Genomic DNA, 13,457 nt, shown 5'->3' on the forward strand with positions numbered 1-13,457 from the left:
GCCGCATTGTTGCTTGGTTTTCGGAGTTGACATAACTTTGCAGCGTGTTCTTCCAACCGATGGAGGGACAACGTCTAAGAAAACAACAAACCATTAATTCCAAAAGCAACAATGATGACCTCAACACTTCAAATCCAAATGGACAACGCCCGCACTTTCATCCATCACAACTATCAGCGCATGCCCAGTCTCCACCGCTTGGCACTTCTCGTGGGCACCAACGAATGTACGCTGAAGAAATGTTTCAAGCAGTCGTTTGGCACTACCGTGTTCGGCTACCTGTTTAATCTGCGCATGGAAATGGCTGTGCAACTGCTGTGCAATACCGACGAACCCGTTTCCACCATCGGCTATCATCTGGGTTACGAGCACCAAAGCCACTTCTGCACTGCCTTCAAGCGCAAATATGGCGTATCGCCATCGCTGTTTCGTGACCAGCAAAACAAGGCCGTTGCAAGTGCATGACAGTCAAAAGGATAGTGCGCTGTTTTGCAAATTCATTGAATTTGGTCAGCAATCTCATTGAATTTGGTCAGCAAATTCAATGAATTTACTCGGCAATTTCAATGATTTTGCCCTACTGTCACGATGATATTCGTGCGCTAAAGAACTGCTTCACGTCTCAAACGAAAGTTGCTCTTCTCAGCAAATCAATTTATTTTGCCGAGCAAATCAATTTGTTTTGCCGAGCAAATCAATTTGTTTTGCAAAGGAAATCAATTTGTTTTACTGAGCAAATCAATTTACTTTGCATTCGCATCTGCTGCATGTTTATATGAAACATCTGTTTCTCAACATATTATACCGACGACCGCAACACCGTCAACAATAGTCCGCAAACAAGAAGACAATCATGGCTTTTCTGCGGACAAACGAGGGGGATATCTGCCATTGTTGAAAATTTCCACACCATTAACCTTAATTAACACGAAAAAATGAACGTACGTAACTGTTAATTATATATAATTTTGTGTTGCACCAACTTTCAGTTGGAGAAAAATTCCGTAATTTTGCATAATATATAACCATGTGGCTCATAGACATGTGGCATCGGTAGGCAAAGGCTTCAACCTGTGCAAGGCCATACAACGGGGAATTTGCCCATTGAACCGATGGCAAGTTATAAGACAACGATGAAGAATATATAATAACAAAACATAACCAATGCCTCCATCCGCCACTATGTGGCAGATGGGGGATAAACTTTGTAGAAAAGACAATGATGACAGCGAACGAAATCAGAGAGTCGTACAAGAAATTCTTCGAACAGCACGGACATACCATCGTGCCATCGGCTCCGATGGTCATCAAGGATGACCCCACACTGATGTTCACCAATGCTGGAATGAACCAGTGGAAAGACATTATCCTGGGCACAAGAGAGCCCGAACCACGCCGCCGTGCCGATACTCAGAAGTGTCTGCGCGTCAGCGGAAAGCATAACGACCTTGAGGAAGTGGGTCACGACACCTACCACCACACCATGTTTGAAATGCTTGGTAACTGGTCGTTTGGCGACTATTTCAAAGAAGGCGCTATCGATATGGCATGGGAATACCTTGTCAGTGTGCTCAAACTGAATCCAGAAGACCTCTACGTGACCGTGTTTGAAGGTTCACCTGAGGAGAATATCCCACGCGACGAAGAAGCAGCAAAATACTGGGCGAAGCATGTGCCAGAAGACCATATCATCAATGGTAATAAGCACGACAACTTCTGGGAGATGGGCGATACGGGACCATGTGGTCCATGCTCGGAAATCCACGTTGACTCGCGAACTCCAGAACAGAAAGCTGCCAGTGGAAAAACTGGTCGCGAACTGGTCAATCAGGATGATCCACAGGTGATTGAAATATGGAACCTCGTGTTCATGCAGTTCAACCGCAAGGCTGACGGTTCACTCGAAAAGCTCTCCATGAACGTGATCGATACGGGTATGGGCTTTGAGCGACTGGTGCGCATGATGCAGGGCAAGCACTCTAACTACGATACCGACGTGTTCCAGCCCATCATCAAGGCTGAGCAAGACCTGACAGGACTGAAATATTTCACCTTTGAGGAAGAGACTGCCAACCCCATCAGCAAGGAGCAAAACGAAATCAACATCGCCATGCGCGTCTGTGCAGACCATCTGCGCGCCGTGGCATTCTCTATAGCCGACGGTCAACTGCCCTCCAATGCAAAGGCAGGATATGTCATCCGCCGCATCCTGCGCCGTGCCGTGCGCTATGCATACACCTTCCTGAGACAGAAAGAGGGATTCATCTACAAGCTCGTGCCTACACTGGTGCACGAAATGGGTGACGCTTTCCCCGAACTGAAAGCCCAGCAACAACTCATCACCAAGGTGATCAAGGAGGAGGAAGACTCTTTCCTGCGCACACTGGAAAAGGGCATCTCGATGATTGGCGATGCTATGGAGAAACTCAAGGCTGAGGGTAAAAACCAATTGGATGGTGTTCAGGCATTCCGACTGTTTGACACCTACGGATTCCCACTCGACCTCACCGAACTGATTTGCCGCGAAAACGGATTCTCGGTGGATGAGGAACAGTTTAACGCTGAAATGCAGAAACAGAAAGATCGTGCACGCAACGCTGCCGCTGTGGAAAACTCCGACTGGACAGAACTCATGGCTGGCGAACAGCAGTTTGTGGGCTACGACTATACCGAATACAACTGTCATATCCTGCGCTACCGCAAGGTGACACAGAAGAAGAACGAATTCTATGAACTCGTGCTCGACTACACCCCTTTCTACGGAGAGATGGGTGGACAGGTAGGTGACTGCGGTGTACTCGTCAACGAGGCTGAAACCATCGAAATCATCGATACCAAGCGCGAAAACAACCAGAGCATCCATATCGTGAAGCAGTTGCCTAAGGATCCCGCTGCCGAATTTATGGCTTGTGTAGATACCGACAAGCGCGACGCTTCTGCTGCCAACCATACGGCAACCCACTTGCTCGACTATGCCCTCCGCCAGGTATTGGGCGACCATGTAGAGCAGAAGGGATCGTATGTCAGCGCCGATACCCTGCGCTTCGACTTCTCTCACTTCCAGAAAGTGACCGATGAAGAACTGCGTCAGGTGGAGCGTATCGTCAACGATATGATTCGTCAGGACATCCATATCGATGAGCATCGCGACGTTCCGTTTGAGGAAGCCAAGCAACTGGGTGCCATCGCCCTCTTCGGCGAGAAGTATGGCGACAAGGTTCGCGTAGTGCGCTTCGGTCCTTCATGCGAGTTCTGCGGTGGTATCCACGCCACTTCAACAGGTCGCATCGGCTTCTTCAAGATACTGACCGAGAGCAGCGTGGCTGCCGGCATCCGTCGTATCGAGGCTAAGACTGGCAAGGACTGCGAAGAAATGCTCTATCAGTTGGAAGACACACTGAAGGCTGTACGTGCATTCTTCAACAATGCAAAGGATCTGCAGGGTGTCATCAAGAAGTATATTGATGAGCACGACACCATGAAGAAGGATATCGAGCAGTTTAAGGCACAAGCCGTAGAGCGCACCAAAGACAAACTCGTGGAGAAGGCTCAGGTGCTCAACGGAGTGACGCTCATCAAGGCTGTATTGCCTCTCGACGCTCAGTCTGCCAAAGACTTGGTATTCAAGATTCGTGAAGCCGTTCCCTCACATCTGCTTTGTGTCATTGGTACCATCAGTGCCGACAAACCCATGCTGAGCATCATGATGAGCGACGATATGGTGAAGGAGCAGGGTCTCCACGCTGGACAGATGATTCGCGAAGCTGCCAAACTCATACAGGGTGGCGGTGGCGGCCAGCCTCACTTCGCTTCTGCCGGTGGTAAGAATACCGACGGTCTGAATGCTGCTATCGACAAGGTTGTGGAATTGGCAAAACTCTAACTGCCTGTTTCCAGCCACATCATAAAGCGACGCGCCGCGAGTAGTTGACTCACGGTGCGTCGCTCGTTGTTATATCCCATGTATTGCACGAATGAAATTCACACAGCAATTCTGAAGCATCGAAGGCAAAGGACAACGGGCTGAAAGCCCAATGGTTTCCTTAGCCCAGGGCAACGCCCTGCGGACACAATGCACATTCCTAACCTACGTCCTGTAAGGACAAAAGTAGAAACCTTGTTGGCGCCAAATAAAATCTTTAACGAAAATCTTAAACAAAATGCGCTCGAATACCTCGCTTTTGGGAAGAATTTTTATAGGGATCGCATCGGAGATGCTCGAAATCTTAACGAAAATCTTAAAAATAATCTTTAACCAAAATCCTTTTTTCTGTGATTTCCGTGTTCTCCGTGCCTTCCGTGGATAAAATCTTTCCGTGATTTCCGTGTGATAAAAAGTTACCGGAGCGCCTCCAGATAACTGGCGAGTCGTTCCGTCACAACAGTAGCAAGAGCCACTTTACCATCTTGATCAATCACGACAATAGAAGGAATCCACTTCACACCATAAGCCTTAGAGATATCGGTATCATGAAACTTCTTCAACTCCGACACCTGAGGATACGTAATGCCGTATTTCTCGCACGCTGCACGCCACGCCTCAACATTGGTATCCATCGACACACCGACAAAAGCAACACCCTTGTCGCTATATTTCTTATAGAGTTCTACAACGGCAGGAGCTTCCTTTCTACAGTCGGGGCACCATGATGCCCAGAAGTCGAGCACTACCACACGACCCTTCAGTTCCGACAGGGAGAACGGTTTTCCATCGATGGTCTGCATCGTGAAATCGGGTGCCACACTACCCACCTTCACCAATTCTGTGGCATACTTGGCATCGAGGTCTCCCTCTTCTGTCTGTTGTGCTTGTACCGAAGCGGTCATCATCACCATCACCGCCAATAATAAATGTTTCATTGTCTTCATATCTTTATCTATAATATTGTTTTCACTGATCACTATACGCCACCGAATACACATAGCGCTGGTCGGCGCTTACCACGGTATCTACCCTGCCCGCACCATCGAGCACAGATTTCATATCGCTGCGGATGCCTTCGCCCGAACGCTTCTGCACCGCCTCTTTCATCGTCCACAGGCGCACAAACTCCAGTTCCGGATTGGCTGATTGTCCGATCTGCAGCAGCTCGTCATCACTCATGGTGTGGCGCACCAATGCCTCACGATAGCCGCGCATCGACTCGATATCGACGCCCACAGGATGGGAATCGATCACACAGATGGCTGCCTCACGACAATGACTCATATTGAAACAGATGTCTGGATGCCCCACGATAAACGGTTTGCCGTGTTCGCCATAAGAGAACACGGGCGGCTCCATGATGCCAAACTCCCGTTGCAGTCCCTCGCACAACAGCAGATAGGCTGCCACACAAGTGCGACGTCCAAGGTCGTGCTTGAAAGCTAAAGCCTGTTGGCGGCGCTGTTCCGACAGGAGTGACAGGGCGTGCTCCACATCGAGTTGGTCTAAATGGTCGTTGAGATATATCATGGGGCTGTTTCTTGAGGGTTTTGATGCGTATTGTCGGTCTGCGTCTTGGGCCAGTTGACTAAATAGAGGCGCTCCGACGCACGGGTAAAGGCGGTATAGAGCCAGTGGATATAATCGGGAGTGAGCATCTCATCGGTCATATATCCCTGATCCACATAGATGTGTGCCCACTGTCCTCCCTGTGCCTTATGGCAGGTGGCGGCATAGGCAAACTTCACCTGTAGCGCATTATAATAAGGGTCTTGCTTGAGCTGCTTGAAGCGTTCCTGCTTGGTGGGAATGTCGGCATAGTCTGCCATCACCTGTTGGAAGAGTTGTTCCTGTTGGTCGCGGGTCAGTGCGGGAGCTTCTGATGTCAGCGTGTCGAGCAGTATGGTGGCTGTCACTTCGGCATCGTCATAATCGGGGAATGCCAACGTCACATCGGCAAAGCGAAAGCCGTAGAGCTTTCGGATGTTGCGCACACGACGCACCTCTGCCCTGTCGCCATTGGCAATAAAGGTTTCGCTGGCATCGGTAGCCTGTCCGGTGGTGGGCAGTTTCCAGTAATAATTGTTTTTCACGATCATCAACTGGTCGCCAGTGGTCAGTTCATCCTCCCGTCCGAGCACCATATTGCGAATGCCTTGGTTGTAGATATTGGCACGCTTGTTGGATCGGGTGATGACCATGGTCTCGTCGAGTCCTACCTCCGAATAGCTTCCTGCCAATGTTTCTATGAGTTCGTCGCCCATCACCAAGCGGATATCGTCAAAGCCTTCGAAGCGTACCTTCGGCAACGATACGTCGCCATATTCCTCCATGGCATCAAACATCCGACGGATGGTAGTGGCATTGTAGAGGATGCCTGAATCCTGACTCTGTCGCAACACTTCGTTGAGATCACACTCGCTGACATGCAGTCCGTAGCCTCGCAGGATATCGCCCACCAGTGCAGGACTCTCGTCTTCGCCCACTGGTGGCAACTGGGCGCGGTCGCCGATGAGCATCAACCGACAGTTGCGCCCGTTATAGACGAAGCGAATCAGGTCGTCCAACAGTTGACCTTGTGCAAAGGGTGTATCGCCATAGGTCGATGCGTTGGCTATCATCGAAGCCTCATCCACGATGAACAGCGTATCTTGTGCGTTATTGTAATTGAGGCAGAATGCCCCTTCCAACGACTGTTGCCGATAGATGCGACGATGGATGGTATAGGCTGAATGGCCCGAATAGAGCGAGAAAACCTTGGCGGCACGACCTGTTGGAGCAAGCAACACCATCCGCTGTTGCAGTTCTGCCATGGTCTTCACAATGGCTGCGGCAAGAGTGGTCTTACCTGTTCCTGCCGAACCGCGCAACACCATGACAGCTTCTTCACGACGGTTGGTCATGAAGGAAGCAAACTGCCCTATGGCTTGCTCTTGTTCGGCGGTTGGCACATGACAGAAGTTATGTCTGATGCGGTAAATCAGTTCGTCGATTATCATACGGTGGTCAAAGTTACGAAATATTGCAGAAATAGAAAAGCATTTTGGGATGATTAACGTTGATGACTGTGATTTTTACTACGGATTGGAGTTTGAGATAATTCGATGCACCTCGGAAATACAAAGAAAATTTTTGATTTTCTTTGTATTTCGCTCGGTTTGCACTACCTTTGCAATGAATATGTCTAATAGAACGACGAATGCAATACTGGGCTTGGCAGCCCTGATACTGGCAATACTATGCCTGCTAAGCATCGTCAGCAACTAAAACCACTGGCAAGATGCACGACTATAGCCAACCCGTTTCACGTAAACGACTCATCATCAGAGTGAGCCGTAAGTCATTGTCGTTCTCTGTTTTAGACAGCGGCAACGGACAGATTTCTTTCAGCCCCTACCCACTGAAAAGCGGTATCTCACTATCGGCAAACCTTCGTGAGGCGTTCCGCGATGAAGAAATTCTAAACGATAAATACCAACACGTACTGGTATCGGTGGTGGCACCGACACTCACCGTTCCTACCGAACAGTTTAAAGAACAGGAAAAGGAAATATTGTTCCGACACGCCTTCACCAATCACGAACAGGATTGTGTGGGATATACGGTGATGGACGACCTCAACTGCGTGGTGCTCTTTGCCATCAACAGAAATCTGAAGAGCGTCATCGCCGACCACTACCCCGAAGCAAGATACATGGCGGCGGTGGCTCCCGTATGGAGACACCTGCACCAAAGGAGTTACATGGGCACGAAAGCTAAACTCTACTGCTACTTCCACGACCAGCGCATGGATGTGTTCTGCTATGGACAAAACCGCTTTAAGTTCTGCAATGCCTTCGACGGACGCGATGCGCACGATGCCCTTTACTACCTGCTCTCCGTTTGGAAACAACTGGGCATGAAGGTGGGACACGATGAAATATTTCTCGTAGGCGATATTCCCGAACAACAATGGCTGATTGAGGAACTGAAGAAATATGTGCAGCGCGCCTATGTCATCCTACCCACTGGCGATTTCAACCGTTCTGCCGTGACGCAGATAGAAGGAATGCCTTATGACCTCATGACATTATTCGTAAAAGGAAGATGAGAATTATTACAGGAATATACAAGGGACGTCACTTCGACATTCCGCGCTCGTTTAAAGCGCGACCCACTACCGATTTTGCCAAAGAGAATATCTTCAACGTACTCACGCAGTATGTTGATTTCGATGGAGCGGAGGCACTCGACCTCTTTTCGGGCACAGGAAGCATTTCCCTCGAACTCGTGTCGCGTGGCTGCCAGACGGTGGTCAGCGTGGAAATGGATCGTGACCACCATCGTTTCATACAGGAGTGTCTGAAGAAACTCAATACCGAGGCGTGTATTCCCATCCGTGGCGATGTGTTCCGCTTCGTGAAATCATGCCGCCAACAGTATGATTTCATCTTTGCCGATCCTCCTTATGCACTCAAGGAACTGCCACAGATTCCTGACCTCGTCTTGCAGAAAGGCATACTGAAAGAGGATGGCATCTTCGTCTTTGAACATGGCAAAGACCATGACTTCTCCGAACACCCCAACTTCATAGAACACCGACAGTACGGCAGCGTCAATTTCACACTGTTCAGAGCAACGGCGAAAACAACCTAGTGATACTCTCCCACAAACGCACGCCAAACTTTGGATGTACGCGCCTGGGGAGGTCTGCCCATGCCACCGACTGCTCTTCATCACGCAGGAAGATACGCTTCATGCGCAAGGCGGTGCCTTCGTCATAGATGAAGGCATTGGCTTCGAAATTGTTTTCAAAAGACCGGAAGTCAACATTGGTGGAACCGCACGATGTCAACGCATCATCACACACCAACATCTTGGCGTGCAGGAAACCGCCTTGATAGAGACTGACCTTCACACCGGCTTCTTCCACTTCACGCAGATAGGATCGTGATGCCCACTCCACTAACCTCGCATCGGCTTTATACGGACACAGCAAACGCACATCGACACCTGCCGTGGCTGCGGTCTTGAGCGCAAAGAGCACGGGTTCGTTGGGCATGAAATAAGGAGTCTCGATATAAACATAGCGACGGGCTGCCAGGATGATACGCACATAACCCTGCATAATCTCTGGATAGAGTGAGGTGGGTGCACTCGTCACCACCTGCATCAAACAGTTGTTGGACAGACTGGCATCGTCCAGCGAGGGATAATAGCTGCGGTCGCTGATAAGGGTGCGATCCACAAAATACCAATCCACCAGAAATGCTCGTTGCAAGGCATAGACGCCACTTCCCACAATGCGCAACATCGTGTCGCGCCAAGCCATACCGTGGATGCCTTTCACATAGCGTTCGGCAATATTCATGCCGCCGATATACCCCACCCGTCCGTCTATCACCACTATCTTACGGTGGTTGCGGTAGTTGACCTTACTGGTGAACAACGGGAAGCGAACGGGAAGGAACGAAACGACTTCTATGCCCGACTCGCGCATCTCCTCATAGAACCGATTCTTCACGCGCCAACACCCTACATCATCATAGATGACACGCACCTTCACACCTGCCTTGGCTCTTGCTCGCAGGGCGTCGAGGATCTGTCTGCCGAGACTGTCGTCTTCGAAGATATACATGCAGATATGAATATGATGGGTGGCACGGTTGATATCGTCAATCAACTGGCGGAAGAAGGCTTCGCCCTCGGTGATGATGTCGATGCGGTTGTCTTTGAAGGGCAATGAGAACGACTGGTTGACAAACAGATCGACCAACTGTTTATGGCGGTCGGCAACACGCAGATTCTGCTGACCTACAAACTCCAGCATCGAACGTTTCGTCAACTGATTCATTGACCGTTGACTGATGACCCTTGCACGCCGATGGTTCACACCGAAGAACACATAAAACAGCAATCCCACTACTGGCAAGAAGATGATTACCATAATCCATGCCATGGTCTTCACCGGCTGACGGTTGTCGAGCAATACATGGAAGATAGCGATAAAGCCTGCTGCGATAACGGCTATCGTCAGCAGCAGCATCAATGTCAGATAGAAGATGGAGAATGTCATCATGCCCGTGTCTCTTTTAGTTGCGTCCCAACTGCCGCCCCAGTTCCTGGTAGATCTTGCTGGTGTCCATATACGCCTTCATCAGTTCGCGCAGCTTCTCCATATCGCCTGCCGAGGTCTTGAGTTGCTGGTTGATGGTTTTCAACCGCTCACCCACGATGATATAACGGTAGTCGAGCATCAGATGCTGCACCCGTTGGCGCAAGGTCTGTCCGCTGTGTTTCATCTCAAAACCCCGACCCAACTGATAGTTGTCGATGGCAAGACGCGTTGCCAACTGGCTGATGTTCACATCGGGATGCTGGGTGAAATAGGCTTCGGCACGAAAACCGGCATTGGCTGAGTGCTCTACGGCTTCGTGCAGTATCGTATTATAGAGGGGTTCGGCAAACGAGAGTTCGTCGCAGCCAAACTCATAATCCACATATTGCGCCACATTCATGCTGACCGTCTGACCGTCTTCTGTCTCCAGATCATCGAAGATAATCTCTTCACCGTGGCGCACCACCTGTTGTATCAACAGACGCTCCACCTCGGCTGTGGCGTTCACCTGAACGGCAAAGGCTACATCATTGGCTGAGGTGGTCTGCGCATCAGGCGCCAGCACATCCTGCGGGCGTTCCGTCGTGGGTTTCTCGCGCTCTTGCGCTATAAACTTATTGGTTTGCGTGATCAGCGTGCGCTCATCCACACCCAAGCGGCGCGAACAATCGGTCAGATACGTGGAACGCACAATGGAATCGGGTATCACACTCACCGAACGCACGATGGAGTTGATGGCTTCTGCACGGCGCAAGGGGTCGTTCACTCCTTTCAGCAGCAGGTCGGTCTTAAACTGTATGAAGTCGGTCTGGTGGTCGTCGATATACTTGCGAAACTCCTCGGCAGTATGTTTGCGCGAGAACGAATCGGGGTCGTCGCCATCGGGCAACAGCAACACCTTCACATTCATGCCTTCCTGCAACAACATATCCGTACCGCGCATGGCTGCATGGATTCCGGCAGCATCACCGTCGTAGAGCAGTACGATATTCTGCGTGAAGCGGTGCAACATACGAATCTGATAGATGGAGAGTGCCGTACCTGAGTTGGCCACCACATTCTCCAATCCACATTGGTGCATGGCAATCACGTCGGTATAGCCTTCCACCATATAGACGCAGTCACACTTGACAATGGCTTTCTTGGCTTGATAGATGCCATAGAGCTCATGGTCTTTATGGTAGATTTCCGAATCGGGTGAGTTCACATATTTCTGTTGCACACCCTTGGTAGCTGCATCGAGCTTGCGACCGCCAAAAGCCACCACCTTACCACTCACATTAAACCAAGGGAAGATGGCGCGACCCGCAAAGCGGTCGTAGGTGCCATGTTCACCAGTGTAGCACAGGCCGGTCTTCACCAGATACTCATCCTTATAACCTTTGCGGCGTGCCTCCTCCAACAGCGCATCACGCTTGGTGAGGGCAAAGCCCAACTTAAACTTACTGATGATATCGTCGCGGATGCCACGGCTGCGGAAATACTGTTTACCGATAGCCATGCCATCCTCATCCTGTTGCAGGATGGTATGGAAATACTGACATGCCCATTCATTGACGATAAACATCGACTCGCGGTCACCCTGCTCTTTCTGTTCCTCGGCAGTCAGTTCGCGCTCCTCCACCTCGATATTATATTTCTTGGCAAGCCACCGCAACGCTTCAGGATAGGTGATCTGCTCATGCTTCATCAGGAAGTTGATCGCATTACCACCCTCTCCGCAGGCAAAGCAATGGCAAATCTGTTTCGATGGCGACACCATAAACGACGGTGTCTTATCGTCGTGGAAGGGACACAATCCCTTATAGTTAACTCCCGCTTTGCGCAAGCTAACAAACTCGCTCACCACATCCACAATATTGGTGGCGTCCATGATTTTGTCTATCGTCGCTCTGTCTATCATAGCCTTCGAAATGCGAAATTACGAATAAAACAGCGAAGTACAAAACAAAACCCCACATTTTTTAATGCCGCACACGGATTGCGAGGTACTCGAGCGCATTTTGGTCAAGGATTTTTATTTAAAGATTATTATTTCTGGCCAAAGGCCATATTTCATTAAAGATTTCCTTCAAAGATTTCTTGCGCTCGCGCACCCCCAAAAACATCCGTATAAATTCCGTTTAAATTCCGATGATTGTTTAAAGATTTCCTCCAAAGATTTACCGTAGGTTAATTTTATCTTTATAATAAGCAAAAAAAATCAATAAAACATTGGCGGTTAGAAGAAAATACTATATCTTTGCAAGCAAATAAGAACCAAAAATATAACAAAAAGGTTTCAAAAACATGGCACAGACATCAAACCAAAGTACTGTAAATAAGATAGAAATGAGACTTAGAGGAAAGGGACGTGGTTCGATATGTGCATTTGTATCTTCAGGGCGATGCCCTGGGCTAAGGAAACCATTGGGCTTTCAGCCCGCTTTTGCTTGTCAGAGTTCTATTCATAGTTCCGTATAAATTCCGTTTAAATTCCGATGATTGATTTCTTGCGAAGCAACATCTTCAGAAAGATTTCCTCCAAAGATTTCTTGCCGTAGGCAACTAAAAAATAATCTTTTCTGTGATTTCCGTGATTTCTGTGTGACCTTTCAAGGGAGCGCACACGGAGGCACCCCCCAAAAAACTCATCTGTTTAAATTCCGTTTAAATTCCGATGACCCGATGTTCCGATGTCCCGACAAAATCGTCGAATCACCACATTTTTTCGCTATTTCTCTGTTTTTCATATTTTTTTCCTTGGATATATTGACATTTTTTCATACTTTTGTTCCGTGATAAGACATGAAACAGTGTAACAAACCAAATAATAAACCCTATTATTAATTTAATTTCAGTACAATTATGAAGAAGTTATTTTTAGCCGTAGTAGCAATGATGATATCAGCAGCTACCTTTGCACAAAATGAAGTAGGTCAGCTCACTATCCAGCCTAAGGTTGGTGTCAACATCGCCAACATCACAGATGTCAACGACGCCGATCCCCGTATTGGTTTGGCTGCCGGTGCAGAATTTGAGTATGGACTAACAGACAATATCGGTTTGAGCGCTGGTGTCCTTTATTCTATGCAGGGTGTTAAAACTATCATTGTTGATGATGATTGCACTTCGAAACTCGATTACCTGAACGTTCCTATCCTTGCCAATTTCTATGTAGCAAAAGGATTTGCTGTGAAACTCGGTGTACAGCCTGGTTTCAAGCTCTCTTCAAAGGCGGAATTTAAAGGATCTGGAGGATCAAAAGAGGTAGATGTTGATGGTTTCAAAAGCGTTGACCTTTCTATTCCTGTAGGCGTCTCTTATCAGTATCAGAATATCGTGTTTGACGCTCGCTACAACTGGGGTGTTACAAATATTGTTGAAGATAGCGATTCAAAGCATAGCGTATTCCAGATTACCGTTGGCTACAAGTTCTCTTTGTAATAGCAACAT

Annotated in this window: 10 protein-coding genes; 5 read left to right on the forward strand and 5 right to left on the reverse strand. The window is 48.8% G+C overall.

Annotation, left to right across the window (positions count from 1 at the left end; all coding sequences use genetic code 11):
* Positions 1-111 precede the first annotated feature (111 nt).
* Both CIK88_RS02170 and alaS read left to right on the forward strand, forming a co-directional pair.
* Positions 112-465, forward strand: coding sequence for a helix-turn-helix transcriptional regulator (locus CIK88_RS02170; RefSeq protein ID WP_094434224.1), 354 nt, complete (start codon positions 112-114; stop codon positions 463-465).
* Between the two features lie 754 nt (positions 466-1,219).
* Entirely contained in the window at positions 1,220-3,883 is a 2,664-nt protein-coding gene (gene alaS, locus CIK88_RS02175) for an alanine--tRNA ligase (protein ID WP_094434226.1), read from the forward strand.
* Between the two features lie 455 nt (positions 3,884-4,338).
* Here the strand turns inward: alaS and CIK88_RS02185 are convergent, their stop codons facing one another.
* The 3 genes from CIK88_RS02185 to CIK88_RS02195 are packed head-to-tail and all read right to left on the reverse strand — an operon-like array spanning position 4,339 to position 6,924.
* Entirely contained in the window at positions 4,339-4,860 is a 522-nt protein-coding gene (locus CIK88_RS02185; protein ID WP_371591474.1) for a peroxiredoxin family protein, read from the reverse strand.
* A gap of 31 nt (positions 4,861-4,891) precedes the next feature.
* On the reverse strand, positions 4,892-5,455 hold the full coding sequence (locus tag CIK88_RS02190; protein ID WP_094434230.1) for a 4'-phosphopantetheinyl transferase superfamily protein: 564 nt from the start codon (positions 5,453-5,455) through the stop codon (positions 4,892-4,894).
* Positions 5,452-6,924, reverse strand: coding sequence for an ATP-dependent RecD-like DNA helicase (locus tag CIK88_RS02195; RefSeq protein ID WP_094434232.1), 1,473 nt, complete (start codon positions 6,922-6,924; stop codon positions 5,452-5,454). Before CIK88_RS02195 ends, CIK88_RS02190 begins: the two co-directional genes overlap by 4 nt.
* A 281-nt stretch (positions 6,925-7,205) precedes the next feature.
* Between CIK88_RS02195 and CIK88_RS02205 the strand changes: the two genes are divergently transcribed.
* Entirely contained in the window at positions 7,206-8,015 is an 810-nt protein-coding gene (locus tag CIK88_RS02205; protein ID WP_094434236.1) for a DUF3822 family protein, read from the forward strand.
* The gene (gene rsmD, locus CIK88_RS02210; protein ID WP_094434238.1) at positions 8,012-8,560 is read left to right on the forward strand and encodes a 16S rRNA (guanine(966)-N(2))-methyltransferase RsmD; all 549 of its coding nucleotides are present in this window, start codon (positions 8,012-8,014) and stop codon (positions 8,558-8,560) included. Before CIK88_RS02205 ends, rsmD begins: the two co-directional genes overlap by 4 nt.
* On the opposite strand, the gene cls is transcribed toward rsmD, so the two are convergent.
* Together cls and dnaG are read right to left on the reverse strand one after the other, a co-directional pair.
* Positions 8,535-9,983 (reverse strand): cardiolipin synthase, encoded by a 1,449-nt coding sequence (gene cls / locus CIK88_RS02215; protein ID WP_094434240.1) that lies wholly within the window; start codon positions 9,981-9,983, stop codon positions 8,535-8,537. The two genes, rsmD and cls, sit on opposite strands and share 26 nt — an antisense overlap.
* A 13-nt stretch (positions 9,984-9,996) precedes the next feature.
* The gene (dnaG, locus tag CIK88_RS02220) at positions 9,997-11,925 is read right to left on the reverse strand and encodes a DNA primase (RefSeq protein WP_094434242.1); all 1,929 of its coding nucleotides are present in this window, start codon (positions 11,923-11,925) and stop codon (positions 9,997-9,999) included.
* 944 nt (positions 11,926-12,869) lie between these two features.
* Here dnaG and CIK88_RS02225 point away from each other — a divergent pair.
* Entirely contained in the window at positions 12,870-13,448 is a 579-nt protein-coding gene (locus CIK88_RS02225) for a porin family protein (RefSeq protein ID WP_094391318.1), read from the forward strand.
* The last annotated feature ends 9 nt before the right edge of the window (positions 13,449-13,457 follow it).

Source organism: Prevotella sp. P5-50, assembly GCF_002251295.1.
GTDB lineage: Bacteria > Bacteroidota > Bacteroidia > Bacteroidales > Bacteroidaceae > Prevotella.

Bases quoted from the DNA above. Each gene is read 5' to 3' on its own strand.
- CIK88_RS02190 (WP_094434230.1), bottom strand. From the start codon at position 5,455: ATGATATATCTCAACGACCATTTAGACCAACTCGATGTGGAGCACGCC.
- CIK88_RS02195 (WP_094434232.1), bottom strand. From the start codon at position 6,924: ATGATAATCGACGAACTGATTTACCGCATCAGACATAACTTCTGTCAT.
- dnaG (WP_094434242.1), bottom strand. From the start codon at position 11,925: ATGATAGACAGAGCGACGATAGACAAAATCATGGACGCCACCAATATT.
- alaS (WP_094434226.1), top strand. From the start codon at position 1,220: ATGATGACAGCGAACGAAATCAGAGAGTCGTACAAGAAATTCTTCGAA.
- CIK88_RS02225 (WP_094391318.1), top strand. From the start codon at position 12,870: ATGAAGAAGTTATTTTTAGCCGTAGTAGCAATGATGATATCAGCAGCT.
- CIK88_RS02205 (WP_094434236.1), top strand. From the start codon at position 7,206: ATGCACGACTATAGCCAACCCGTTTCACGTAAACGACTCATCATCAGA.
- CIK88_RS02185 (WP_371591474.1), bottom strand. From the start codon at position 4,860: ATGAAACATTTATTATTGGCGGTGATGGTGATGATGACCGCTTCGGTA.
- rsmD (WP_094434238.1), top strand. From the start codon at position 8,012: ATGAGAATTATTACAGGAATATACAAGGGACGTCACTTCGACATTCCG.
- cls (WP_094434240.1), bottom strand. From the start codon at position 9,983: ATGATGACATTCTCCATCTTCTATCTGACATTGATGCTGCTGCTGACG.
- CIK88_RS02170 (WP_094434224.1), top strand. From the start codon at position 112: ATGATGACCTCAACACTTCAAATCCAAATGGACAACGCCCGCACTTTC.